Consider the following 21,697-nt stretch of genomic DNA (forward strand, 5'->3'; position numbering starts at 1 on the left):
TGTTGATCCGGGGCCGGACCCGACCTCCCGCGAACCGAGGGCTCATTCGTCGGGTCGGTGGCCCTATTGACGCGATCGGGCCCGGCGGCACGGTGCGGGCGGAAATCGGCGCTGGCGGGGCCTGGCGGGCGTCTGGTAGAAAACGTGAGTGCTTAAGGGAGACAAGGTCGGGCTGCGCGCCCGTCATGAAACGGACATTCCAGTCTTGCAGGAGGAACTGGGCGGAGACGTGCTCGTCACGGCGCGCGCGACCGGGATGCCGTGGCGGCCGTTCACCCCCGGGGCCACCGAGGCGCCGTTCGTCGTGGGCGACGCGAAGGACGGGGTCGCGCACTTCTCCGTGGTCGACTTGGAGAGCGGCGATCTCGTCGGCGCCGCGAACCTCTGGGGCACCGACACGTATCTGCGGTCGGCGCATGTCGGGCTGGGGCTGCGGCCCTCGGCTCGAGGCAAGGGGTACGCCACCGATGTGGTCGCGGTCCTGTGCCACTACGGGTTCGTCGTGCACGGCCTGCACCGGCTGCAGATCGAGACCCTCGCCGACAACTTCGCGATGCTGCGCGCCGCCGAACGCAACGGCTTCGTGCGCGAGGGCGTGCGGCGCGGTTCGCACTGGGTCATGGGCGAGTTCTTGGACGAGGTGATCCTGGGGCTGCTCGTCGACGAGTGGCAGGCGGCCGCGGCCTAGCCCGGTTCTTCGGTTCGGCCCCTGGTGGCGGCGGCCGCTGCGAGTATGGCGGTATCGCCGCGGCGAAGGAGGCTGCCATGGAGACGAACCTCTACCCGTACCTGTTCTTCGACGGGAACGCCCGGGAGGCGATGGGCTTCTACCAGGAGGTGCTCGGCGGGGAGCTCAACGTCATGACCTACGGCGAGACCGGGGCCACCGGCCCCGAGGCCGACCAGGTCATGCACGCGACGCTGACGAGCCTCGCGGGGTACACGATCATGGGATCGGACACCGGTCCCGGCCAGGAGTACCGGCCGGGCGCCAACGTCGCCCTCTGCCTGGGTGGCGACGACGGCGACCGCCTGCGCGGGTACTGGCAGCGCCTGGCCGAGGGCGCCACCGTGACGATGCCGCTCGAGAAGCAGTTCTGGGGCGACGAGTACGGATCGCTGGTGGACCGCTTCGGCGTGTCCTGGATGGTCGACATCAGCGCCGGTTCCTGACCCTCCCGGCCGGATCGGCGAATCGGGGACCCGCCGCGGTGTCGCCTGCGACGATGAGCGGATATCGCAGCGGTGACGAAGGGAGCTTGCGATGGGTTCGACGATCCTCAACCCGTACGTCCAGTTCGACGGGAACGCCCGGGAGGCCATGGAGTTCTACCACAGCGTGCTCGGCGGCGACCTGAAGGTGATGACCTTCGGGGAGTCGGGCATGCCCGGGCCGGCGTCCGACAAGGTCATGCACGCCCAGCTCACCTCGGAGGCGGGCTACACGATCATGGCCTCCGACACGCCGCCCGGCATGGACTACGAGCCGGGCCGGAACATCTCGATCAGCATCTCCGGCGACGACGGCGACCTGCTCCGCCGCTATTGGGAGGCCCTCGGCGAGGGCGCGACGGTCACGATGCCGCTGGAGAAGCAGATGTGGGGCGACGAGTACGGCGCGCTCGTGGACCGGTACGGCGTCAACTGGATGGTCGACATCACGAGCTGACCCGCCTCTCTCTTTATTGCTTGCGGGAATCGCGGACGTCAGTTGAGGCCGCGCGGCAGGCGCCAGAACGCGACGCCGATCAGCACCGCCGAGAGGCCGGCCGCGATGCCGAACTCGATCCACTGGAACGTCCAGTACCGGTCGGCGGGCTGGTAGTTGACGGTGAAGGTCGCCTCGAGCGCGGTCAGGCACTCGTCCGGTTCGATCCCCAAACCGCAGGCTTTCAGGTCCGCCTCGGTGACCTCGGTGCCGTCGCCTTTGTAGACGATGATCTCGTCGTCGAGCACCCAGGCGCCGGTGAGCACGTAGTTCTGGATCCGCGCGCCCTCGGGGCCGACGCCGAACGAGTCGATCGATCCGATCGCCCTCGCCTCGGTCCAGGTGACCGTGGTGCTGACGGGCTCGGCGAGATGGGGACGAACCAGGTTCGCCATGGCCAGCTGGAAGCCGGTGAACACCAGGAGCGTCACGGCCATGGCCACGAGGGTCTTGCGGGTCAGGACGCCGACGGAGAGGCCGAGGGTGAACGCCAGCAGCGCGTAACCGAACGGCGCGAGGTCTCTGGCCGCGAACGTCAGCGGCTCGAACCGGCTGTCGACCAGGTTGTCGAACGGTCCGGCGGCCCAGGTGAGCAGGAGGCTCAGCGCGCCGGTGAACAGGACGCTCACTCCCCCGACGACGGCGAGTTTCACCGCGAGCCAGCGCTTGCGGGTGACGGACTGGTTCCAGACCAGGCGGTGGGTGCCGGCTTCGAGTTCGCGGGTGATGAGGGGTGCGCCCCAGAACGCGCCGATGAGGGCGGGTCCGGCGATGAGGAGGAGTCCGATGAGGAGGAGGCCGGGTCCGAACTCCTCGGCGAAGGCGTGCCGGGCGTCGGCGCATGCGGTCGTGCAGTCGGTGATGGTGAGTCGGTGGGTGTCGCGGATGTCGGCGGCGAGGTAGAGCAGGTAGGCGGCGGCCGCGGCGACGAGGGCGCCGGTCCACAGTGTCTGGGCGCGCATCTGGCGCCAGGTCAGCCACATCATGCGCGGGTCTCCTGGAGGGTCGGGGCGGTGAGGCCTTCGGCGCGGTGGAGGTAGGTGAAGACCATGTCCTCCAGGCCGATCGGCTCGGCGCCGTCGAGGGCGCGGCCGGTGGTGTTGTGGACGATGAGGGTGGTCTGGCGGTCGGTGTGGTCGGCGGCGATGACGTCGACGCCTTCGGGCAGGGTGTCGAGGGAGCCGCGCGGGCCGACGAGGCGGAGGTGGTCGGCGGTGAGGTCGTCGATCTCCCCCGCCACTTGGACGCGGGATTCGGCGAGGACGATGAGGTGGTCGCAGACGCGTTCGACGTCGCCGATGAGGTGCGAGGAGAGGATCACCGAGACCTCGAGTTCGGCGACGAACTCCATGAGGTTCTGCAGGAAGGCCCGGCGTGCGAGGGGGTCGAGGGCGGCGACGGGTTCGTCGAAGATGAGCAGTTCGGGGCGTTTCGCGGCGGCGAGGGTGAGTGCGAGCTGGGCTTTCTGGCCGCCGGAGAGCCGCCCGGCCTTCTTGGCGGGGTCGAGTCCGATCTGCTTGACGCGGGCTTCGGCGAACGCGCGGTCCCAGCTGGGGTTGAGGTGCTCCCCCAGGCGCAGGTGGTCGGCGACGGAGAGCCCGGCGTAGACCGGGGTGTCCTGGGCGACGAATCCGACGCGGGCGAGTTGGGCGGCGTCGGCGGCGGGGCGGCGGCCGAGGACGTGGATGCGGCCGCTGGTGGGTCGGATGAGTCCGGCGGCGAGGGCCAGGAGGGTGGATTTGCCGGCGCCGTTGGGGCCGACGAGGCCGACGATGCGTCCGGCGGGGATGTCGAGGGTGGCTTCGGTCAGGGCCGTGTGCCTGCCGTAGCGCTTGGTGAGTGCGTGGGTGCTCAGGACTGGGGTGCTCATGGGGTCACCTGCGGTGCCTTTCTGATGGTGGTGTCGAAGAGGGCTTGGATGGCGGCGTCGTCGAGGCCTGCTCGGCGGGCCTGGGCGATCCATTGCTGCAGTGCGGTCTTGAGTTCGGCGTGCGCGTCGAGGCTGGCGTCGGCGAGCGTGGCGGTGACGAACGTGCCGCGCCCGGGCTGGGGTGCGACGAGGCCTTGGCGCTCGAGTTCGCGGTAGGCCTTGAGGACGGTGTTGGGGTTGATGGCGATCTTGGCGACGACCTGTTTGACCGTGGGCAGCTGGTCCCCCACTTCGAGCATGCCGAGGCGCAGGGCCTGCTGGACCTGGTGGACGAGCTGCATGTAGGGGGCGACGCCGGAGCGCGGCTCGAGATGGAAGTCGATCACACGAAAACTCTATTTCACTAGGATGTTAGTACTATAGGACTATGGGGGTGCGGCCGTTGATCCCGGGGGGTGTTTCGGCCTATCGCCCCTGGTTGCGGGGGTGCTGGCGGGCCTGGCGCTCGTTGCCGAACTTGTACGCGCCGGTCCAGCGCGCCATCACCAGCTGCTCGTCCCCTGCCGTGATCTCGCCGAGGAACTTCGCCGCCCGCGCCCCGCGCAGGGTCGCGGCCGCCTTGCCCCGGTGGATGATGACGACCGTCCCGTCGCCGCGCTGGCGGTAGGAGAATCCGGTCGGGGCGCTCACGCGTTCACGCGGGCGGCGTTGCGGACCATGAACGCCGAGGCCACGCCGCCGAGGAACCCGAACAGGTGGGCCTGCCAGGAGATCTGCGGTTGCGAGGGGAAGATCCCCCACACCATCGACCCGTACACGCCGACCAGGACCACCGCGATGAGGAGGTCCCCGATCTTGCGCATGACGATGCCGCTCGCGAGCAGGTACCCGAAGACGCCGAAGACGACGCCCGAGGCGCCGACCGTGACCGAGTGCGCCGGGGAGAACAGCCACACGCCGATTCCCGAGGCCAGCAGCGAGACGACGAGCGCGACCCACATGCCCCGCCAGTCGCGCAGGGCCGCGACGGTGCCCATGACGATGAGCGGCACCGTGTTGGACGCGAGGTGGCCGGCGCCGGCGTGCAGGAACGGCGCGGCCGCGATGCCGGGGAGGCCGTCGAGGCGGCGCGGGGTGATGCCGTAGGCGGTGAGGTGTCCGGGGGTGACCCAGTCGATGACGAGCAGGAGCCACATGAGGCCGATGACGGCGCCCCAGAAGGTGAGGGCGCGGCGCAGGGGGTGCATGGGGGCGGGGGTGTTCGGGTCGGTCATCGTCGTCCTTGCGGTGGCGCGGGGTTCGGGGTCTCGTTTGAAGGGTAGTCGGTGGGGGCCTTGTGCGTCCGGCCGCTCGGTTCGGGCAGCGGGCGGTCCCGGCGGCGGGCGGGTGGTAGGTTCCCACGATGGCCTCTAGCCTGCTGAGTCGAGTTTGGAAGCCGGTCGTGTTCGCGTCGTTGTGCGCGGGCCTGCTGGCGGGTTGCGGCGTGGAAGACGGCGCCGCCGAGGAAGGGAATGCTGACGTGGTGCAGATCAGTGACGGTGTCGAGGTGTCGGTCTCGTCCGAGACGGACGCGAAGCCGGTCGTGACGGTGCCGAGCGGCGAGGAGCCGCCGAAGGCGCTGTTCACCTTCGACGTGGTCGAGGGCTCGGGCGCCGAGGCGAAGGCCGGCGACTCGGTCGCGGTCCAGTACGCGGGGTTCAACTGGTCGAACGGCAAGGAGTTCGACGCGTCGTGGAACCGGGGCGCGCAGCCGTTCTCGGTGTCGCCGCTGGGCTCGGCCCCGGTCATCCAGGGCTGGAACGACGGCCTCATCGGCGCGCAGGTCGGCGACCGCCGCCTCATCGTGATCCCGCCGGAGCTCGGTTACGGCGCCGCCGGCGCCGGCGGCGTGATCGGCCCGAACGAGACCCTCGTGTTCGTGGTGGACGTCGTCTCGATCAACGGCCAGTCCTAGCCGGGAGAGCCGAAAGGGGGCGCCGCGCATGTCGCGCGGCGCCCCCTTTGCGCGTGGTCTCATCCCCCGGCGATGGACGGGAGGATCTGGACGTCCTTGCCGTCGATGGGGGTCGCCAGGCCCTGGAGCCGCCGGGACTCCTCGTCGCCGATGTAGACGTTGACGTAGCGGCGGAGCTTGCCCGCTTCGTCCCGCAGCCGCCGGCCCAGCCGCGGGTGGGCGGCGGCGACCTGGTCGAGGACGTCCGCGAGCGTGGCCCCGGGCGGGGCGTCGACGTCGAGGTGGCGGGCCCCGCCGCATTCGGAGGCCAGCGCGGCGGGGAGTTTGACGTCGATGATCACGGGGTCTCCATGGCGCGGACGCAGAGGACGTCGGGCAGGTGGGCGGCGATCTGGTGCCAGTGGCCGTCGTCGGCGGCGGCCCAGACGTCGCCGCAGCGGGTGCCGAAGTACCAGCCGGGGTCGGTGGCGCCGTCGGTGCAGGCGCCGTCGCGCATGACGGTGCCGAAGTAGGGTTCGTCGGGCAGGCCGGTGCCCCAGGCGTGCCAGGTGTCGCCGCTGTCGGTGGTGCGCCAGGCGGTGATGCGGTGGCCGGGTGGGGTGCGGTCCATGGATTCGCCGACGGGCCAGGCCATGACGGTGCCTGCTCGGTGGGGGTGGGCGACCATGGCGAAGCCGAAGTTGGACGGGAGTGTGGCGGAGATGTTGGTCCAGCCGCCGTCGGGGCGGGTGGCGCGGTAGGCGGGGCCGTGGGATTGGGCGTAGAGGGTGCCGTCGGCGTCGCGGGTGACCTTGTGGATGCATTGGCCGGAGTCGGGTTCGGGGTCGGGGCCGTAGTCGACGGTGATGCCTTTGGTGATGCCGGTCCAGGTCTTGCCGTCGTCGTCGGTCTGGTAGATGCCTCCTGAGGAGATGGCGACGGTGAGGTGCTGGGGGTCGGCGGGGTCGGGGACGATGGTGTGGACGGCGGGTCCGCCGGCGCCGGACGCCCAGGTGGTGTGGTCGGGGTGTTCCCAGAGGGGCCGGTTGAAGGTGAAGGTCTCGCCGTCGTCGTCGGAGGTCCAGAGGCTGGTGGGTTCGACGCCGGCCCAGACGCGGCGGCCGGGGCCGAAGGTGAGTTGCCAGATGCGTTTGACGGTGTTGGTCTGGTCGGTGTCGGGTTGGTCTTCGCCGGCGGTGTCGGAGAAGTCGAGGGGCCGGTAGGGCAGGTCTTGGGGGAAGGCCATGGGGGCGTTCTCGGGTTCGGACCAGGTGCGGGCGTAGTCGGTGGAGCGCCAGATGCTGGGGCCGAAGAAGGTGGCGGCGCCGACGAGGATGCGGCCGGTGGCGGGGTCGCAGGCGGCGGCGTAGATCTCGGCGACGGCGGTGAAGCCGTCGTCGTCGAGTTTGGCGGGGCCGTCGACGGACCAGTGGACGCGGTCGTCGCTGGTGGCGGTGAACAGGCCTTTGCGGGTGCCGATGAGGACGAGGTAGGCCATGGCGGGCTCCTTTGCCGTTCGTTGTGGCTACGTCGTCCCCATCGTCGCGCCCGGGTGTGACGTTTTCTGGGAGTTACGCGTTTAGGGCGGCCTTGATGTGCGCGGCGACTTGTTCGGGGGTGCGGTGGGTGGTGTCGACGACTTCGGTGGCGTCGCGCATCCATGCGTCGAGGGCGGTCTCGTAGGCGGGGCGGTGGTCGAGGCGCCATTGTTTGGCGGTGGGTTCGTCGGCGTCGTTTTCGACGCGGTGGCGGAAGGTGTCGGGGTCGGTGTGGAGGGTGAAGGCGCGCAGGGGGATGCGGGCTTTGGTGAAGCCGTCGGTGAGTTCGGTCCAGTACTCGTGCTGGAGGACTGATTGGGGGATGACGAGGGTGCCGCCGACGTAGTCGAGGACTTGGCGGGCGGTCTCGATGGTGAGGCCGCGCCAGGGGTCCCATTCTTTGAAGTCGTAGCAGGGGACGTCGTCGATGATGCCGCGCAGGAGGTAGCCGATGTGCTCGGAGTCGAAGACGCGGGCGGGGAGGGTGTCTTTGAGGAGGCGGGCGGTGGTGGTCTTGCCGGCGCCGAAGTTGCCGTTGAGCCATACGATCATTCGGGGGAATCTAGCAGGAGCGGACCTGTTGGGGCGCGGGTGTTTGTGTTACGTTGCGAACACCCCGCTCGTCCTTTGCCCGAATGTGTCCCGTTAGGACTCTGCTCATGCGCGCTCCCCGTCTGCTCCTGGTGCTCCCGCTGCTGTTCGCCGCCGGCTGCGCCGATCTGGCCGATCTGGCCGACGATGCGGCCTCGTCCGATGCGGCCGGTGCGGGATCGGAGGTGTCGAACGAGTTCAGTGCGACCGCGCCGTTCACGGTCACCGTCGACCCCGCGGCGTTGACGGCCGCGATCGAGGCGCTGGAGGTCGCCGAGGAGCGCGACGACGGTTATGACCGGTCCCTGTTCCCGCACTGGAAGGACGACGACGGGAACGGCTGCGACGCCCGTGACGACGTCCTGGTCAAGCAGGACCGCACCGGTGGGCTCACTGAGGCCGACTGCGACGGGGCGATGACGGGCGAGTGGATCTCGATGTACGACGGCGAGACGGTCACCGCTTCCGGTGATATCGACATCGACCATTTCGTGCCGCTCAAGGAGGCGTGGGGGTCGGGCGCGGTCGACTGGACCACCGAGGACCGGCAGGCGTACGCGAACTGGCAGGAGAACAACTGGCACCTGATCGCGGTGACCGCGTCCTCCAACCGGTCCAAGTCCGATCAGGACCCGGCCGAGTGGATGCCCGTCGACGAGCCCGTGTGGTGCGCCTACATCTGGGCGTGGGTCGAGGTCAAGACCGAATGGCATCTCAGTGTCGACCAGGCCGAGAAGACCGCGCTGCTGGACTACACCGCTTCGTCCTGTTAGCCGAGTGCGAGCCAGGTGATCGCGCGCGCTTCGACCGCGGCCTGTTCGGCTGCGGTGAACGCGTCGCGGCCGGTGGCCTTGGCGATGAAGGCGACCTCGTCGAGGCCGAGGGCGGCCAGCGCGGTGTCGTGGTCGGGGCCGAGGAGGAGGTCGGTGATGTGTGCGGCGGCTTCGGGTGTGGTCCAGCGGGGTCGGTGGAGGGCGTCGGCGAGGTCGATGCCGTGGACGGCGGTTTCGACGACGCGGGTGGTGAGGAAGTCGTCGAGGGTCATGGGGTCGCCGTGGCGGGTGGTGACGCGGCGTCCGGGTGCTTGTTCGGCGCAGCGGGTGAGGATGCGGTGGCAGGTGGTGTCGAAGTCGGCGGTGAGGGCTGCTCCCCCGGCGCTGGCGGCTTCGGTGGCCGAGTCGATGCGGAGGTCGTTGACGGCGGGTGAGAAGCGTTCGTCGGGCCGGTAGTAGCCGGCGGCGTCGACGGTGGCTTCGGGGGGTTCGGGGGCGTCGAGCATGGCGTCGAGGCGGGCGAGGGCGCCGGTGATGTGGGCGAGGAGTGCCTTGGCGTCCCAGGGGGCGCAGCGGGTGGGTGCGTTCCAGTCGGTGATGTCGTTGAGCGCCAGAGAGAGTCGTGCGGTTTCGGCGGCGAGCGCGGTCAGTGGCGCGGGTGGCATCATGGGGGCTGATCCTATCCGCTCCGCCTTGTGGAGGCTGTCATGTCGCATCCGCTCGCTTCGTACGCCGCTGTGATCCGTCCGGTGGTGGACCGTCTTCATGTGTCGCTGCGGCACGGTGCGCGCGCGGAGGTGAAGGCGTTGTACGCGGCGCGGGGGCTGGTGCCGGGGGTGGAGGTCGACGCGTTCGCGGCGCTGCTGGACCATCCGGTGCCGGAGGCGGCGCTGGCGGCGCGGATGGTGTACTTCGATTTCGATCCGGAGGCGACGCAGGCGCAGGGGCTGGTCGAGCTCGTGGACGGCTGCTGGCGTTTGACGGGGACCGGCCGTGAGCTCGTGTCGGCGGTGGACGGGGTGCTGGGTGCGGCGGCGGAGCGGTGCTGGTCGTACCGGCCGAGCCCGTCGCTGCCGGGTCTGGCGGCGGTCGAGGCGGCGCTGCCGTTGGTGGAGCGGCTGCTGGAGGCCGGGCAGGCGTCGGGCGGCCCGGTGTTCCGGGCGTTGACGCCGGTGTGGGAGCGGCCGGGCGCTTCGGCGGCGGCGCGCTTGGCGGTGCGGTTGGAGGCGCTGCGCCATCACCGCGCGGACGCGCACCGGGCGGCGTGGGCGGCGGCGGGTTTGACGGTGGACGAGATCGCGGCGATGGGGCCGGGGCCGGAGCGGGCGGCGATCGAGGCGGCGACGAACCGTCTCGACGCGCCGGTGTACGAGGCGCTGGACGCCGAGGAGCGGTTGGTGCTGCTGGGCTCGCTGGGGGCGCTGCCGGACGGGATCCGGGTGCCCGCGTAGGGTTCGCGGCTATGACTGATGTGGCGTGGGAGGCGCGGGTCGCGGCGTTGTGGGAGCGGCTGGACGCGATGGGCCGCGACGCGTTCGTGCAGGCGATGCTCGACTTGGCCGCCGAGTGTGACCCGGAGGATCCGGTGGCGCTGTTCGAGGTCGGGTCCGCGCACGACTCGACCGGGTACACCGAGGCCGCCGTGGGCTACTACGAGCGGGCGGTCGAGGCCGGGCTCGGCGGCGTGCGGCGCCGGCGGGTGTCGATCCAGTTGGCGTCGTCGCTGCGCGAGACCGGGCACCCGGAGCGGGCCCTCGCGATGCTCGCGGAGGAGCGGGAGCGCGGCTCGGACGAGTACGACGACGCCCTCGCGATGTGCGAGGCGCTGACGCTCGCGAAGCTCGGCCGCGACCGGGAGGGCCTGTCGGTCGCGCTCATCGCCCTCGCCCCGCATCTGCCGCGCTATCAGCGGTCCACGGTGAACTACGCGCGCGGCCTGGTCGGCGAACCCCCGATCCGGTAGGCCCGGCGCCGTTTCGGCGCGAGCCGCTCCCCCGCCCGGCGGCGGGCGATAGGTTCGATGGCGTGGACGAGCGTGTGACGGTGGCCGAGCTGGTTCCGGACCGGTGGCCGGACTTCCTGGCGCTGGCCCGGCAAATGGGCGGCAACCGCTCCTGCTACTGCATGTGGTGGCGCGAGGAGCGCGGGGAGCGGCTGCGCCGCCCGCGGGCCGAAGCGGCCCGGGAGGTAGTCGAGGAGGGGCCGCCGGGATTGATCGCCTATGCGGGCGGGACCCCGGTCGGATGGTGCGCCGTGGCGCCGCGCGCGGCGTATCCGCGGCTCAACACCGCCCGTGACACCCGGCCGCTGCCCGATGCCGGGGATCTGGACCGCGTGTGGGTGGTGTCCTGCTTCTTCGTGCCCGAGCAGTGGCGCGGGCGCGGCGTGTCCCGCGCGCTGCTGGAGGCTGCTGTGGACTTCGCCTACCGCAGCGGCGCCACGGTCGTCGAGGGCGTGCCGATCGACCCGGCGGTGGTCGACCGCAGCCCGGGCGGCTCGTACACCGGGACGCTGCCGATGTTCCTGGCCGCCGGGTTCGAGGAGGTCGCCCGCCCCACGCCCAAGGCGCGGGTGACCGTCAGGCATCGCCGCCGAAGCTGACCGCCGCAGGGGGTCGGGATGTGGTTCTCGGCGGTTCCCGGGCGGGGCGTTCGCTAAGCGGCGCACCGGCAGTGCGAGCGGGTGTCGCCCGGGCTCGACGCGGATGCGCCGGGGCGCGGCCGTGGTCGACGCCGGGGGCGGCGAGGGTCCAGGCGCTGGCCGGCCGGGAAGACGGTGGTCGCCGGTGTCACCCGGTGACCGGGTCGGCCAGGACCGCGGCGAGGTTGCGGGCCTGGGCGCCGTCGCGATCGGTGCCGGAGATCCCGGCGATCATGATGAGGGCCTTCCAGAGGGTCCAGGCGCGGGCGCGCGCCCAGGTGGCGTCGTCGAGTCCCGCGGCGGCGCGGAAGCGCCGCCGTTCGTCGCCGGTGAAGTAGGTCCAGGCGATCTGCAGGTCGCAGGCGGGGTCGCCGACGCCGCAGGTGCCGAAGTCGATCAGGGCCGAGAGCACGCCGCCGGTGGTGAGGAGGTTGCCGGGGGCGATGTCGCCGTGGAACCACACCGGCCCGCGCGCCCACGCGCTGCGCATCCCCGCATCCCAGACCGCTTGGCACGCTTCGGTGTCGACGGCGCCGTCGAGCAGCCGCAGCGACTGCTGGACCTGGTCGGCGTAGGCGCTGGGGTGGCAGCCGCGGTAGAACGAGTGCTGCCCGGCCGCGGGTCCGCCGGCGGCGGGCGCGGCGCGCAGGACCGTCAGGATCCTCCCGAGGTCGTCGGCGAGTCGGCCCCGGTCCACGTCCGGGGCGTCGAGGAGGGTCTCGCCCTCGATCCAGCGCCGGACCGACCACGGGTGCGGGTACGCCTCGCAGGGGCGGCCGGTGGCGACCGGTTCGGGGACGGGCAGCGGCAGGTGCGCGGCGAGGGCGGGCAGGCACTGGTCTTCTTTGGCGACGGCCGCGACATAGGCCGCGGCGCTGGGCAGGCGCACGGACAGGTCGGGGCCGAGGCGGAAGGTGCGGTTGTCCCAGCCTTGCCGGGGCACGGGCGTCACGGGCAGGTGCGCCCAGTGCGGGAACTGGTCGGCGATGAGGGCCTGGACGATGCCGGTGGTGGGTGCGGTCACGGCGTGTCGTTCGCGGTGTGGGCGAGAAGCGCGGCGAGGCGCTCGGCCGGTGCGAGCGCGGGGATGCGGACGAGGGTGTAGCCGTGCTCGGTGTAGGCGTCGACGTGGACGTGTTCGAATCGGCGGGCCTCGTCGATGCCGATGCGCCGCACCGCGGTCGCTTCGATGAAGCCGAGGAGGTCGAACAGGAACGCCGTCGGCCGGTAGACGGCTTCGGCTTTGATGCGGTCGAGTTCGGCGGTGAGGACGGGGCCGACGGGGGTGCCGGTGAAGCGGGCGAGGGCGAGGGCGCAGACCGGGGACCGGTCGAACCATTGGACCGGCCCGGGCCGGGTGTTCGCGGCGATCTGGCGGTCGCGTTGGAGGGCGGCGGTCCGTTCGGTGAAGTCGGGGCGCTCCCAGGGTGCGTCGTCGCCGGCGGCCTGCGCGGCTTCGATGAGGTCGGTGGCGGCTTCGGGGATGACGGTGTGCCCGGCCGCGGCGAGCAGGCCCAGGACGGTGGTCTTGCCGGCGCCGGGGGCGCCGGTGAGGAGGTAGCGGCGCACGAGGCTCCTTTCAGGCGGCGAGGGCGCCGGCGGTGTCGACCACGGCTCGTTCGCCGGCGTCCAGGTGCGGTGTGAGGCGGCCGGCGGCGTGCCGGTACAGGGCCAGGGCGGCGCGGCAGCCGGTCTCGTGGTCGGCCGGGAGGATGCCGGCGGCCGCGTCCCAGGCGGCGGCCCAGTCGGGGCCTTCCGCGTCGGCGACGGCGTCCCAGAGGTCGTTCTCGGATTCGCAGGTGAGGCGGCCTGAGACGGCGAGGGCGTACCCGAGTTGGAGGACGAGGACGGCGCGGTTGGCGGCGGCCGCGCGAGGCCGGTCGAGTACGAGCATGCCGTGGATCTTGTGGACCTCCTCGGCGAGGCCGACGAGTTCGCGAGCCGCCCACCGGTCGGCTTCGGGGCCGATCGCCTCCCATGTCCAGGCGCGGGCGCGGGCCTGGAGGGCCGCCATGCGCCCGTCGGGGTCGTGGAGGATCCGCGCGCGGCGCCAGGCGCCGACGGCGGTCACGGCCTCCCAGGGGTGGGCGAGCCCGCCTTCGAGGTCGTCGCGGGTCTTGCGCGAGAGGGTGACCATGCGGCCCTCGACCTGCCGCACCTCGGTCCCGGCACCGGTGTCGACGACGAGGAACAGGTCGATGTCCGACTGCGGATGGTCGGTGCCGGCGGCGACGGACCCGAACAGGCCGATCCCGAGCGTCCCGGGGGCGAGTTCGGCCGCGACCCGTTCGGCGATCGCCAGCGCCTGGGTGTGGTGGTGCATGCGTCGAGTATCGCCACGGGCCCCGTTGGTGTCGAGGGGTTTTCAGACGGACCGGTAGTAGTCGATCTTCCCGCAGATGTAGTCGCGTTTCGCGGCGAGGTCGGCCATGCGGTCGTCCACGGCGACGCGGTGGGCTTCGAGGAGGCGGATGCGTTCGGGGATGGTGTGGTCGCCGTCGCGGACGAGGTCGGCGAAGCGGGCCATCTGCTCGACGGGCATGCCGGTGTCGCGCAGGCATTTGAGGGTGCCGAGCCATTCGAGGTCGCCGTCGGTGAAGCGACGCTGCCCGGTCGCGGTGCGGCCGACGGCGTCGATCAGGCCGATGCGCTCGTAGTAGCGGAGGGTGTCCATGGTGAAGCCGGAGCGGCGCGCGCATTCGCCGATGGTGTAGGTGGGGGCCGTTGCATTGTCTGCCACAAGCAACGACGATACCCCAGTGCCGCTGCCTGCGGGTTTGCGCTGGAGTCCACTCCAAGCCCTAGCGTCGGAGTCCGGAAGAGAGGAGACCGCTGTGGAGCGGATCGCATTGGGACCGGACCGGATCGGCGTCTCGCGCCTGTGCCTGGGGGCCATGGCCTTGGGCGGGGTGCAGGACGAGGCCACGAGCTTCGCGATTCTGGACCGGTTCGTCGAACTGGGCGGCAATTTCATCGACACCGCCAACTGCTACATGTTCTGGATCGACGGCGGCACCGGGGACGAGTCGGAGCTGCTGCTCGGGCGCTGGCTGGCCGCACGCGGCAACCGGGACGACCTGGTCATCGCCACGAAGGTCGGGCGTCGCCCGTCCTTCCCGGGCGGGGGCCTGGAGCATTCGGAGCCGCTGACGCCGGAGCGGATCGCCGCCGGGCTGGAGGAGTCGCTGGCCAGGCTGGGCACCGACCGGGTGGACCTGTTCTGGTCGCACCGCGACGACCGCGACACGCCGCTGGAGGCGACCGTCGCGGGCTTCGACGCGGTCGTGCGGGACGGGAAGGCGCGCATGGTCGGGGCCTCGAACCACACCGCGTGGCGCGTCGAGCGCGCCCGCGGCATCGCCGCGGGGACCGGGGCGGCGGCGTACACGGCGATGCAGAACCGGTACTCGTATGTGAAGCCGCGGCCCGAGGCGGTGCTGCCCGAGGGCGGGCACGTCCACGCCGCGCCGGCGGACCTGGATTTCATCGCCGCGACGCCGGGCGCGGCGCTGCTGGCGTACTCCTCGCTCCTGTCGGGCGCGTACACCAACCCGGCCAAGCCGCTCGGCGACCACTACGAGCACCCCGGCACGACCGCGCGGCTGCGCGTGCTCGACGAGGTCGCGGCCGAGACGGGCGCCTCGCGCAACCAAGTGGTGCTGGCGTGGCTGGCCGGGCACGAAGCACCGGTCATCCCGCTGGTCGGGGTCTCGTCGGTCGCGCAGCTCGACGAAGCCGCCGCCGGACTCGAGCTGAAGCTCGACCCCGAGCAGTGGGCGCGGATGACCGACGCGGCTTAGGGCCCGTCCTGTGGATCAGACCGGTCGCTGTCCGGCCCGTTCGCCGCGTTGTCGGCCCTCCCGATACCGGGGTGGTATCGAGAGGGCCCTGCGCCTTGCGGGCGCACCAACGGACGCGGATAGCTCCCTAATGCACAGGCCCTAGCCGAGGAAGGACAGGCGCACGGTCCGGTCGGGGTTGTCGCGGTTGGTGTCGACCAGCAGCACCGACTGCCACGTGCCCAGGGCGATGCGCCCGGCCACGACCGGGAGCGTGGCGTGCGGGGCGACCAGGGCCGGCAGGACGTGGTCCCTGCCGTGCCCGGTCGAGCCGTGCTGGTGGCGCCACCGGTCGGTGCGCGGCAGGAGGTCGGCGAGGGCGTCGAGCAGGTCCTCGTCCGAACCCGCGCCGGTCTCGATGACGGCGATCCCGGCGGTCGCGTGCGGCACGAACACGTTGAGCAGGCCGTCGCGGGCGCCCACCTCGGTCAGGAACGCCTCGCAGGCGCCGGTGAGGTCCTTCACGGTCTCGCGGCGTCCGGTGTGGACGGCGATGGTGGTGGTGTGGAACGCCGAGCTCATGACGCGATCTTGCCACGCCGGCCCCTGCCGTACCGTCGGGGTACGTGGCGTCCATTGCGGCGAGAGGGGACATCGTGACGACCTATGCGGCACTGCTGCGGGGCGTGAACGTCGGCGGGCACCGCAAGGTGCCCATGGCCGGCCTGCGCACCGCGCTCACCGAGGCCGGATTCGCCCGGGTGCGCACCTACATCCAGTCGGGGAACCTCGTCCTCGACGCCGACACCGCCGCCCCCGCCGTCGCCGAGGCGATCGCGGCAGTGCTCGAGACCGAGTTCGGGCACCGCGTCCCGGTCATGGTCCGCACCGGCGCCGAACTCGACCGCCTCCTCGACGCCGACCCGTTCGCCGGGCGCGGCCTCGACGAGGCGAAGGTGACCGTGACGTTCCTGTCCGGGCCCGCGCCCGCGCTGGCCGTCCCCGCAGGGCGGCCCGAGGAGGCGGTCGTGGCCGGCTCGCACGTGTGGGTGTACTACCCGGACGGACTCGGGAAGTCCACACTGGACCGGTCGGGGTTCTGGAAGCCCCTGGGCGACACCGCGGCCACGACCCGGAACCTTCGCACCGTCCGCCGGCTGCGGGACATGGCCGCTGAGACGCCAGAATGACTGCGGGGCTTGGGTTATGGTGGGACGCATGGCCGCTGAACTCATAGGTGTCGACTGGTCCGCCGCCCCCGCCCCCGCAGGGCCGGGCGCCGACCCGTACCGCGCCTACCTCGACACGCTCGGGTCGGCCGAGTCGCGGCGGACCATGCGCGGCTGCCTCGACCGCATCGCCCAGCTGCTCTCGGGCGACCCCGAAGCGGTCGGCGAAGGCCAGCCGTGGCACCTGCTGCGCTACGAGCACACGTCGCGGCTGCGGGCGGCGATGATCGACGCGGGCTGGTCCGGCGCGTACGTCAACAAGCACCTCGCGGCCCTGCGCCGCGTCCTCAAAGAAGCGTGGCGGCTCGACCTCATGGCCGCCGAAGACTACCAGCGCGCCTGCGACCTGCAACCGGTCAAAGCCCAGCGGCTCCCCGTCGGCCAGCAGGTCGACGCCGAAGCGCTCGGCGCGGCCCTCTACGCGTGCGACGCCGACCCCGGCCCGGCCGGCGCCCGCGACGCCGCCGTCCTCGCCACGCTCTACTCGACCGGGTGCCGGCGCTCGGAGATCGCCTCGATGCGCCTGGCCGACTACGACCCCGCCGAGCGGTCCATCCGCATCGTCGGCAAAGGCAACAAGGAACGCGCCGTCTACGTCACCGAGGCCGCCCAGGCCCGCATCGACCGGTGGACGCACGTCCGCGGCAACGACCCCGGCGCCCTGTTCTGCCCCATCAACAAGGCCGGGCGGCTGCGCCGCACCGGCACGCACCTGTCGGGCATGACCGGGCAGGCCATCGCCGACCTGCTCATGAAACGCCTGGTCGAGGCCGGGCAGCGCCGCCACACCCCGCACGACTTCCGCCGCACCTTCATCGGCGAGCTCCTCGACGCCGGCGTCGACCTGGCCATCACCCAGTCCCTGGTCGGCCACGCCTCCCCCGCCACCACCGCCCGCTACGACCGCCGCCCCGCCCGCCGCTCCCGCGAGGCGGTCGACCGGCTCCAGCTCCCCGAATCGTGATGTCGATTTCTGGCTAGCCGTTGTCGCACCCGGGAGGCAGTCTTGGGGGCATGGACTTCCACGCGATCCTCGGCGACACCGACCGGCTGCAGGCCGCCGTCGCCGGCCGCGACGCCCGCTTCGACGGCTGGGTGTTCCTGGCCGTCACCTCCACCCGCATCTACTGCCGCCCCTCCTGCCCCGCGGTCAAACCCAAACGCGAACACCAGCGGTTCTACGCCTCCGCCGCGGCCGCCCAGGACGCCGGCTACCGGGCCTGCAAACGCTGCCGCCCCGACGCCTCCCCCGGCTCCCCCGCCTGGGACTGGCGCTCGGACGTGTGCGCCCGCGCGATGCGCCTCATCGGCGAAGGCGTCGTCGACCGCGACGGCGCCGCCGGCCTCGCCGCCCGCCTCGGCTACTCCCTGCGCCAACTCGAACGCCTCCTCATCGCCGAAGTCGGCGCCGGACCGGCCGCCCTCGCCCGCGCCCAACGGGCCCAAGTCGCCCGCACCCTCATCGAATCCACCGACCTGCCCATGGGCCAGGTCGCCTTCGCCGCCGGATTCGCCTCCATCCGCGCCTTCAACCGCGTCGTCGCCGACGTCTTCGCCTGCTCCCCCACCGAACTGCGCACCAAAGCCCGAGGCCGCACGACGACCGGCGGCGGCGCCATCACCCTCCGCCTCGCCTACCGCGAACCCTTCGAACCCTCCAACCTCTTCGGGCACCTCGCCGCCGCCGCGGCACCCGGCGTCGAAGAATGGCAGGGCGGCGCCTACCGGCGCACCCTGCGCCTGCCCCACGGCCCCGGCACCGCCGCCCTGCGCCCCGCACCCGGCTACATCGAATGCCGCCTGCGCGTCGCCGACCTGCGCGACGTGACCGCCGCGGTCGCCCGCTGCCGCCGCGCCCTCGACCTCGACGCGGACCCCCACGCCCCCATGGAAGCCCTCACCGCCGACCCCGCCCTCGCCCCCCTCGTCGCCAAGACCCCCGGCCGCCGCGTCCCGCGCAAAGCCGACGGCCCCGAGTACGCCCTGCGCGCCGTCATCGGCCAGCAGATCGCCACCGCCTCAGCCGCCACCGTCGCCGCCCGCCTCGCCGAACGCTACGGCGAGCCGGTCGACGACCCCGACGGCGGCCTCACCCGGCTCTTCCCCTCCCCGGCCGCGCTGGCCGAGGCCGACCCCGCGCACCTGCCGATGCCCGCCCGCCGCAAGGCCACCGTCCTGGCGCTCGCCGCGGCGCTCGCCGCGGGGCGGGTGGAGGTGGGGCCCGGCGCGGACTGGGCGAAGGCCCGGCAGGACCTCGCCGGGGTGGCGGGGGTGGGGCCGTGGACGATCGAGATGATCGCCATGCGCGCCCTGGGGGATCCCGACGCGTTCCCCGTCAACGACCTCGGGGTCGTCAAGGGCGCCCGGCATCTCGACCTGGGCGCCGGGAAGGCCTTGGAGGCGAGGTCGCAGGCGTGGCGGCCCTGGCGGGCCTACGCCGTCCAGTACCTGTGGGCCTCGAGCGAGCACCCGACGAACCGCCTGCCGACCGACACCGAGAAGGAGACCGCAGCATGACCACCGCGATTGATCCCACCGCAAGGCATCTGACGATGGAGTCCCCGCTGGGGCTCATGGCCGTCTCGGCGGTCGACGCGGGCGTCACCTGCGTCCACATGGGCGTCGAGGAGATGAAGGACGCCTGGGGTCCCGAGGAGGCCACCCCGGTCCTGGAGGCCGCCGTCGACCAGCTCGAGGCGTATTTCGCCGGGGACCTGCGGGACTTCGACCTGCCGCTCGCCGCCGCCGGCACGACGTTCCAGCACCGGGTGTGGAAGGAGCTGTGCCGCATCCCCTACGGCGAGACGGTGTCGTACATGGACATCGCGGAGCGGATCGGGGACCGCAAGGCGGTGCGGGCGGTCGGGCTGGCGAACGGGCGCAACCCGATCGCGATCGTCGTCCCCTGCCACCGGGTGATCGGCGCGAACGGCAAGCTCACCGGCTACGCCGGGGGCCTGTGGCGCAAGGAGCGGCTGCTGTCGCTCGAGCGGGGCGAGCCGGCCCTGTTCGGCTAGGGCCCGTCTGTGCATCAAGGATGCGGCGGTGTCCGAGTCCGTTGGTGCGTTCGCGAGGCGGAGGGCTTTCCCGATACCGGGGTGGTGTCGGGAGGGCCGACACCGCGGCGAGCGGGCCGGTCTGATGCGCAGGACAGGCCCTAGAGGAGGGTGACGTCGAGTTCGACGGTGACGGCGTCGTTCTCGACGATGATGGTCGCGGCCCAGCAGATCTCGTCGTCGCATCCGGCCGGGATGACGCCCGTGGCGGTCCCGCCCGGGCTCGTCCCGGCCAGCAGCGGCGCGTCCATGCCGTTGTCGGCGAGGAAGTCGTCGAAGCCGTCCGAGGGGATCTCGACGGTGACTTCGGCGCGGTCGCCGGGGGTCGGGGACTCCATGGCCGTCAGGTCGGCGTCGGTCACCTCGGTGTCCTCGGGGAAGTCCAGGCGCGTGGCGCTCTGGACGGTGGCCAGGCTCGGCTGCGGGCCGCCTTCGAGCGCCCAGGCCACACCCCAGACGGCGGCGAGGAGTCCGGCGGCGACGCCCGCGAGCCAGACGGCGGCGATGAGGGCGCGGCGGACCGTCGGCTGCGGCTGGGGTTGCATGGGCGCGACCCTACCCGAATCCCGCGAGTGACCGTCACATCCACTCGTGCCCCGCACCGGCGGGGCACGAGTGGGTTCAGTGTCCGGCTTCCATGCGGTCGACGGCGTCTTTGGCCTCTTTGAGGCCGGTGCCGGTGATCTCGCGGTAGGCCTTGATCGCCTGGATCTTCTTGCCGCGCCGGGCCAGGTCGCGGACCTCGGTGAACGGGTCGGGCTCGGGCGGGGCGTGGTCGGCGATCGCGAGGTGGCGCATGACGAGGTCGAGTTTGCGTTCGATCCGGGCGAGGGCCTGCAGGGTCGGGTCGTGGCGCATCGGGTTCCTTCCGGTGGTGCGGTGGCGACCATGCTAGGCGGTCACTGCCGCCAGGCCCGCCATCCGCCGGCGGCCGTGACGTCCTCCCCCGCGGGCTCGGCCGCGCAGAATCCGGTGGCCCAGGTGCCGTCGTCGAGCTCGACCTTGCCCAGGGTCATGGGTGCGGGCAGGCCGTCGAGGAACCGCCCGAGCGCGGCCGGGCTCAACTGCCAGCGCTCGCCGGGCAGGCTCGCCCCGCCCGCGGCGGTGCGGATGACGAGGGGTTTGGGCGGGTCGGTGTCGAGGGCGTGCATCCGGTAGGCCGGGGCGGTGCGCACCGCCCCGACGAGGCGGGCGTTGAGGCCGGTGAGCTGGTGGTTGAGGGGCATGCCGGTGAGGTGGGCGCCGAAGACGACGAGGTCGCAGCCGCCGGGCGCGTAGGCGGGGGCGGGGGTGCCGGTGAGGCGGGCGGCGAGGTCGAGGGCGATCTGGTCGGCGAAGGCGGGGACGATGAGGCTGACGCCGAACCCTTTCGCGCCGGCCCGCCCGGCGGGGACGGCGACGGCGGCCATGTCGAGGAGGTTGACGAAGTTGGTGTAGGTGCCCATGCGGGCGTTGACGCCGACGGGGTCGGCGGCGACGTCGGCGAGCGAGGGGTGGAGGGGCGCGGTGGGCAGGACGAGCGCGTCGAACCCGGCCAGGAGCGCGGCGGCTTCGAGGCGGGTGGCGCGCAGGCGCTGCTGGTCGGCGGCGAGGTCCGCGCCGGAGTATTGCAAGGCGCCGCGCACGATCGCGGCGACGGTGGGGTCGGTGTCGTCGGCGTCGAGCCGGTGCCCGAAGGCCGCGTACCGTTCGGTGACGAGCGCGCCTTCGTAGAGCAGGAGTGCGGCGTCCAGGAGCGGCTGCACGTCGATGACGGCGGTCTGGGCGCCGGTCGCCTCGAGCCGCGCGACCGCCTCGGCCCACAGCGGCCTGAAGTCGGGGTCGAGGGCGGTGAGCGCCCCCGGGTGCGGGAGTGCGATGCGCGGTGCGGGCGGGGCGGCGAGGGGGGTGTCGGCGGGCCAGGGCCGGGAGGCGGGGTCGGCCGGGCTGGGGCCGGTCATGGTGCGCATCGCGGCGGCGGCGAGGTCGAGGCCCGGGGCGAAGACGGTGAGGCAGTCGTAGGAGGCGCAGGCGGGGACGACGCCGTCGACGGGGACGAGCCCGAGGGTGGCTTTGACGCCGATGAGCCCGTTGAGGGCCGCGGGGACCCGCCCGGACCCGGCGGTGTCGGTGCCGAGCGCGAAGTCGACGACGCCGAGCGCGACCGCGACGGCCGAGCCGGAGGAGGACCCGCCCGAGATCAGGGTCTCGTCGTGGGCGGAGCGGACCGGCCCGTAGGGGCTGCGGGTGCCGACCAGGCCGGTCGCGAACTGGTCGAGGTTGGTCTTGCCCAGGCAGATCGCGCCGGCGGCGCGCAGGCGCGCGACGGCGGTGGCGTCCCGTTCGGGTTCGTACGCGAAGGAGGGCGCGGCGGCGGTGGTGGGGAGGCCGGCGACGTCGATGTTGTCCTTGGCGGCGAACACGGTGCCGGCCAGCGGCAGTGCCGCCCCGGCGGCGGCGCGGGCGTCGACGGCGGCGGCTTCGGCGAGGAGGTCGTCGAGGCCGCGCACGGCGATCCACGCTTCGGGCCTCTCGGCTTCCTGCATGCGGGCGTAGGCGTCCCGCACCCGCTGGGCGGCGCTGGTGGTGTTCACGGATTCC

At 72.5% G+C, this 21,697-nt stretch carries 30 protein-coding genes; 13 read left to right on the forward strand and 17 right to left on the reverse strand.

The genetic code is table 11. The features are described from left to right. Positions 1–148: 148 nt before the first annotated feature. From AB0K52_RS09570 to AB0K52_RS09580, 3 genes are all read left to right on the forward strand, one after another. Positions 149–688 carry a GNAT family protein gene (locus AB0K52_RS09570; RefSeq protein ID WP_363528672.1) on the forward strand — a complete coding sequence of 180 codons (540 nt, stop codon included), beginning with the start codon at positions 149–151 and terminating at the stop codon, positions 686–688. A 77-nt stretch (positions 689–765) separates the two neighbouring features. Then, positions 766–1,173 (forward strand): VOC family protein, encoded by a 408-nt coding sequence (locus AB0K52_RS09575; protein ID WP_363528675.1) that lies wholly within the window; start codon positions 766–768, stop codon positions 1,171–1,173. 91 nt (positions 1,174–1,264) lie between these two features. Beyond that, positions 1,265–1,669, forward strand: coding sequence for a VOC family protein (locus AB0K52_RS09580; RefSeq protein ID WP_363528678.1), 405 nt, complete (start codon positions 1,265–1,267; stop codon positions 1,667–1,669). 38 nt (positions 1,670–1,707) lie between these two features. Here the strand turns inward: AB0K52_RS09580 and AB0K52_RS09585 are convergent, their stop codons facing one another. The 5 genes from AB0K52_RS09585 to AB0K52_RS09605 all read right to left on the reverse strand — a co-directional run bounded on the left by AB0K52_RS09585 (position 1,708) and on the right by AB0K52_RS09605 (position 4,852). Continuing rightward, positions 1,708–2,694, reverse strand: a complete 987-nt coding sequence (locus AB0K52_RS09585; RefSeq protein ID WP_363528681.1) for a transmembrane transport protein — start codon at positions 2,692–2,694, stop codon at positions 1,708–1,710. Then, entirely contained in the window at positions 2,691–3,578 is an 888-nt protein-coding gene (locus tag AB0K52_RS09590; protein WP_363528684.1) for an ABC transporter ATP-binding protein, read from the reverse strand. Before AB0K52_RS09590 ends, AB0K52_RS09585 begins: the two co-directional genes overlap by 4 nt. Beyond that, positions 3,575–3,964, reverse strand: coding sequence for a GntR family transcriptional regulator (locus AB0K52_RS09595; RefSeq protein ID WP_363528687.1), 390 nt, complete (start codon positions 3,962–3,964; stop codon positions 3,575–3,577). Before AB0K52_RS09595 ends, AB0K52_RS09590 begins: the two co-directional genes overlap by 4 nt. A gap of 79 nt (positions 3,965–4,043) precedes the next feature. Continuing rightward, complete coding sequence (locus tag AB0K52_RS09600; protein WP_363528690.1) at positions 4,044–4,268, reverse strand: hypothetical protein; 225 nt, start codon at positions 4,266–4,268, stop codon at positions 4,044–4,046. Continuing rightward, positions 4,265–4,852: a rhomboid family intramembrane serine protease gene (locus tag AB0K52_RS09605; RefSeq protein ID WP_363528693.1), complete on the reverse strand. Its 588-nt coding sequence runs from the start codon at positions 4,850–4,852 to the stop codon at positions 4,265–4,267. Before AB0K52_RS09605 ends, AB0K52_RS09600 begins: the two co-directional genes overlap by 4 nt. 128 nt (positions 4,853–4,980) lie before the next feature. On the opposite strand from AB0K52_RS09605, the gene AB0K52_RS09610 reads away from it, so the two are divergent. After that, positions 4,981–5,532, forward strand: coding sequence for an FKBP-type peptidyl-prolyl cis-trans isomerase (locus tag AB0K52_RS09610; protein WP_363528695.1), 552 nt, complete (start codon positions 4,981–4,983; stop codon positions 5,530–5,532). A gap of 59 nt (positions 5,533–5,591) precedes the next feature. On the opposite strand, the gene AB0K52_RS09615 is transcribed toward AB0K52_RS09610, so the two are convergent. The 3 genes from AB0K52_RS09615 to AB0K52_RS09625 all read right to left on the reverse strand — a co-directional run bounded on the left by AB0K52_RS09615 (position 5,592) and on the right by AB0K52_RS09625 (position 7,601). After that, the gene (locus AB0K52_RS09615; RefSeq protein WP_363528698.1) at positions 5,592–5,873 is read right to left on the reverse strand and encodes a MoaD/ThiS family protein; all 282 of its coding nucleotides are present in this window, start codon (positions 5,871–5,873) and stop codon (positions 5,592–5,594) included. Beyond that, entirely contained in the window at positions 5,870–7,009 is a 1,140-nt protein-coding gene (locus tag AB0K52_RS09620; RefSeq protein ID WP_363528701.1) for a sialidase family protein, read from the reverse strand. Before AB0K52_RS09620 ends, AB0K52_RS09615 begins: the two co-directional genes overlap by 4 nt. A 73-nt stretch (positions 7,010–7,082) precedes the next feature. Further along, positions 7,083–7,601: an AAA family ATPase gene (locus AB0K52_RS09625; RefSeq protein ID WP_363528704.1), complete on the reverse strand. Its 519-nt coding sequence runs from the start codon at positions 7,599–7,601 to the stop codon at positions 7,083–7,085. A gap of 107 nt (positions 7,602–7,708) precedes the next feature. On the opposite strand from AB0K52_RS09625, the gene AB0K52_RS09630 reads away from it, so the two are divergent. Continuing rightward, entirely contained in the window at positions 7,709–8,413 is a 705-nt protein-coding gene (locus AB0K52_RS09630; RefSeq protein WP_363528707.1) for an HNH endonuclease family protein, read from the forward strand. Here AB0K52_RS09630 and AB0K52_RS09635 read toward each other — a convergent pair. After that, positions 8,410–9,078 carry a maleylpyruvate isomerase N-terminal domain-containing protein gene (locus AB0K52_RS09635; RefSeq protein ID WP_363528710.1) on the reverse strand — a complete coding sequence of 223 codons (669 nt, stop codon included), beginning with the start codon at positions 9,076–9,078 and terminating at the stop codon, positions 8,410–8,412. The two genes, AB0K52_RS09630 and AB0K52_RS09635, sit on opposite strands and share 4 nt — an antisense overlap. A gap of 42 nt (positions 9,079–9,120) precedes the next feature. Between AB0K52_RS09635 and AB0K52_RS09640 the strand changes: the two genes are divergently transcribed. The 3 genes from AB0K52_RS09640 to AB0K52_RS09650 all read left to right on the forward strand — a co-directional run bounded on the left by AB0K52_RS09640 (position 9,121) and on the right by AB0K52_RS09650 (position 11,014). Next, positions 9,121–9,864, forward strand: a complete 744-nt coding sequence (locus AB0K52_RS09640) for a hypothetical protein (protein WP_363528713.1) — start codon at positions 9,121–9,123, stop codon at positions 9,862–9,864. An 11-nt stretch (positions 9,865–9,875) separates the two neighbouring features. Next, positions 9,876–10,376 (forward strand): tetratricopeptide repeat protein, encoded by a 501-nt coding sequence (locus AB0K52_RS09645; protein ID WP_363528716.1) that lies wholly within the window; start codon positions 9,876–9,878, stop codon positions 10,374–10,376. A gap of 62 nt (positions 10,377–10,438) precedes the next feature. Further along, positions 10,439–11,014 carry a GNAT family N-acetyltransferase gene (locus tag AB0K52_RS09650; protein WP_363528719.1) on the forward strand — a complete coding sequence of 192 codons (576 nt, stop codon included), beginning with the start codon at positions 10,439–10,441 and terminating at the stop codon, positions 11,012–11,014. A gap of 187 nt (positions 11,015–11,201) precedes the next feature. Here the strand turns inward: AB0K52_RS09650 and AB0K52_RS09655 are convergent, their stop codons facing one another. The 4 genes from AB0K52_RS09655 to AB0K52_RS09670 are packed head-to-tail and all read right to left on the reverse strand — an operon-like array spanning position 11,202 to position 13,727. Then, positions 11,202–12,077 carry an aminoglycoside phosphotransferase family protein gene (locus AB0K52_RS09655; protein ID WP_363528721.1) on the reverse strand — a complete coding sequence of 292 codons (876 nt, stop codon included), beginning with the start codon at positions 12,075–12,077 and terminating at the stop codon, positions 11,202–11,204. After that, a complete protein-coding gene (locus AB0K52_RS09660) occupies positions 12,074–12,622 on the reverse strand; it encodes an AAA family ATPase (protein ID WP_363528724.1) in 549 nt (182 codons plus the stop codon). Before AB0K52_RS09660 ends, AB0K52_RS09655 begins: the two co-directional genes overlap by 4 nt. Before the next feature lie 10 nt (positions 12,623–12,632). Then, entirely contained in the window at positions 12,633–13,376 is a 744-nt protein-coding gene (locus AB0K52_RS09665) for a nucleotidyltransferase domain-containing protein (RefSeq protein ID WP_363528726.1), read from the reverse strand. 42 nt (positions 13,377–13,418) lie between these two features. After that, positions 13,419–13,727, reverse strand: a complete 309-nt coding sequence (locus tag AB0K52_RS09670) for a MerR family transcriptional regulator (RefSeq protein WP_363529531.1) — start codon at positions 13,725–13,727, stop codon at positions 13,419–13,421. Between the two features lie 160 nt (positions 13,728–13,887). On the opposite strand from AB0K52_RS09670, the gene AB0K52_RS09675 reads away from it, so the two are divergent. Next, positions 13,888–14,853, forward strand: coding sequence for an aldo/keto reductase (locus tag AB0K52_RS09675; protein ID WP_363528728.1), 966 nt, complete (start codon positions 13,888–13,890; stop codon positions 14,851–14,853). A 141-nt stretch (positions 14,854–14,994) separates the two neighbouring features. Here AB0K52_RS09675 and AB0K52_RS09680 read toward each other — a convergent pair whose 3' ends face one another. Next, positions 14,995–15,414, reverse strand: a complete 420-nt coding sequence (locus AB0K52_RS09680) for a secondary thiamine-phosphate synthase enzyme YjbQ (protein ID WP_363528731.1) — start codon at positions 15,412–15,414, stop codon at positions 14,995–14,997. Positions 15,415–15,488: 74 nt separating this feature from the next. Between AB0K52_RS09680 and AB0K52_RS09685 the strand changes: the two genes are divergently transcribed. From AB0K52_RS09685 to AB0K52_RS09700, 4 genes are all read left to right on the forward strand, one after another. Continuing rightward, positions 15,489–16,022, forward strand: a complete 534-nt coding sequence (locus AB0K52_RS09685) for a DUF1697 domain-containing protein (protein ID WP_363528734.1) — start codon at positions 15,489–15,491, stop codon at positions 16,020–16,022. 28 nt (positions 16,023–16,050) lie between these two features. Next, complete coding sequence (locus AB0K52_RS09690) at positions 16,051–17,025, forward strand: tyrosine-type recombinase/integrase (protein WP_363528737.1); 975 nt, start codon at positions 16,051–16,053, stop codon at positions 17,023–17,025. Between the two features lie 65 nt (positions 17,026–17,090). After that, positions 17,091–18,578 carry an AlkA N-terminal domain-containing protein gene (locus AB0K52_RS09695; protein ID WP_363529534.1) on the forward strand — a complete coding sequence of 496 codons (1,488 nt, stop codon included), beginning with the start codon at positions 17,091–17,093 and terminating at the stop codon, positions 18,576–18,578. After that, a complete protein-coding gene (locus AB0K52_RS09700; RefSeq protein WP_363528739.1) occupies positions 18,575–19,078 on the forward strand; it encodes a methylated-DNA--[protein]-cysteine S-methyltransferase in 504 nt (167 codons plus the stop codon). Before AB0K52_RS09695 ends, AB0K52_RS09700 begins: the two co-directional genes overlap by 4 nt. Positions 19,079–19,218: 140 nt before the next feature. On the opposite strand, the gene AB0K52_RS09705 is transcribed toward AB0K52_RS09700, so the two are convergent. The 3 genes from AB0K52_RS09705 to atzF all read right to left on the reverse strand — a co-directional run bounded on the left by AB0K52_RS09705 (position 19,219) and on the right by atzF (position 21,690). After that, positions 19,219–19,662 (reverse strand): hypothetical protein, encoded by a 444-nt coding sequence (locus AB0K52_RS09705; RefSeq protein WP_363528742.1) that lies wholly within the window; start codon positions 19,660–19,662, stop codon positions 19,219–19,221. A gap of 76 nt (positions 19,663–19,738) precedes the next feature. After that, a complete protein-coding gene (locus AB0K52_RS09710) occupies positions 19,739–19,975 on the reverse strand; it encodes a ribosomal protein L7/L12 (RefSeq protein WP_363528745.1) in 237 nt (78 codons plus the stop codon). Between the two features lie 41 nt (positions 19,976–20,016). Continuing rightward, positions 20,017–21,690 (reverse strand): allophanate hydrolase, encoded by a 1,674-nt coding sequence (atzF, locus tag AB0K52_RS09715; protein ID WP_363528747.1) that lies wholly within the window; start codon positions 21,688–21,690, stop codon positions 20,017–20,019. Positions 21,691–21,697 lie beyond the last annotated feature (7 nt).

Origin of the sequence: Glycomyces sp. NPDC049804, from assembly GCF_040674615.1 — a bacterium.
Taxonomy (GTDB): Bacteria; Actinomycetota; Actinomycetes; order Mycobacteriales; family Micromonosporaceae; genus Glycomyces; species Glycomyces niveus.

What these genes read in the sequence shown, in the direction of transcription:
- AB0K52_RS09620 (WP_363528701.1), bottom strand. Translation starts at nt 7,009, where the DNA reads ATGGCCTACCTCGTCCTCATCGGCACCCGCAAAGGCCTGTTCACCGCC.
- AB0K52_RS09580 (WP_363528678.1), top strand. Translation starts at nt 1,265, where the DNA reads ATGGGTTCGACGATCCTCAACCCGTACGTCCAGTTCGACGGGAACGCC.
- AB0K52_RS09710 (WP_363528745.1), bottom strand. Translation starts at nt 19,975, where the DNA reads ATGCGCCACGACCCGACCCTGCAGGCCCTCGCCCGGATCGAACGCAAA.
- AB0K52_RS09610 (WP_363528695.1), top strand. Translation starts at nt 4,981, where the DNA reads ATGGCCTCTAGCCTGCTGAGTCGAGTTTGGAAGCCGGTCGTGTTCGCG.
- AB0K52_RS09705 (WP_363528742.1), bottom strand. Translation starts at nt 19,662, where the DNA reads ATGCAACCCCAGCCGCAGCCGACGGTCCGCCGCGCCCTCATCGCCGCC.
- AB0K52_RS09700 (WP_363528739.1), top strand. Translation starts at nt 18,575, where the DNA reads ATGACCACCGCGATTGATCCCACCGCAAGGCATCTGACGATGGAGTCC.
- AB0K52_RS09590 (WP_363528684.1), bottom strand. Translation starts at nt 3,578, where the DNA reads ATGAGCACCCCAGTCCTGAGCACCCACGCACTCACCAAGCGCTACGGC.
- AB0K52_RS09645 (WP_363528716.1), top strand. Translation starts at nt 9,876, where the DNA reads ATGACTGATGTGGCGTGGGAGGCGCGGGTCGCGGCGTTGTGGGAGCGG.
- AB0K52_RS09625 (WP_363528704.1), bottom strand. Translation starts at nt 7,601, where the DNA reads ATGATCGTATGGCTCAACGGCAACTTCGGCGCCGGCAAGACCACCACC.
- AB0K52_RS09690 (WP_363528737.1), top strand. Translation starts at nt 16,051, where the DNA reads ATGGCCGCTGAACTCATAGGTGTCGACTGGTCCGCCGCCCCCGCCCCC.
- AB0K52_RS09640 (WP_363528713.1), top strand. Translation starts at nt 9,121, where the DNA reads ATGTCGCATCCGCTCGCTTCGTACGCCGCTGTGATCCGTCCGGTGGTG.
- AB0K52_RS09605 (WP_363528693.1), bottom strand. Translation starts at nt 4,852, where the DNA reads ATGACCGACCCGAACACCCCCGCCCCCATGCACCCCCTGCGCCGCGCC.
- AB0K52_RS09630 (WP_363528707.1), top strand. Translation starts at nt 7,709, where the DNA reads ATGCGCGCTCCCCGTCTGCTCCTGGTGCTCCCGCTGCTGTTCGCCGCC.
- AB0K52_RS09585 (WP_363528681.1), bottom strand. Translation starts at nt 2,694, where the DNA reads ATGATGTGGCTGACCTGGCGCCAGATGCGCGCCCAGACACTGTGGACC.
- AB0K52_RS09665 (WP_363528726.1), bottom strand. Translation starts at nt 13,376, where the DNA reads ATGCACCACCACACCCAGGCGCTGGCGATCGCCGAACGGGTCGCGGCC.
- AB0K52_RS09670 (WP_363529531.1), bottom strand. Translation starts at nt 13,727, where the DNA reads ATGGACACCCTCCGCTACTACGAGCGCATCGGCCTGATCGACGCCGTC.
- AB0K52_RS09680 (WP_363528731.1), bottom strand. Translation starts at nt 15,414, where the DNA reads ATGAGCTCGGCGTTCCACACCACCACCATCGCCGTCCACACCGGACGC.
- AB0K52_RS09575 (WP_363528675.1), top strand. Translation starts at nt 766, where the DNA reads ATGGAGACGAACCTCTACCCGTACCTGTTCTTCGACGGGAACGCCCGG.
- AB0K52_RS09635 (WP_363528710.1), bottom strand. Translation starts at nt 9,078, where the DNA reads ATGCCACCCGCGCCACTGACCGCGCTCGCCGCCGAAACCGCACGACTC.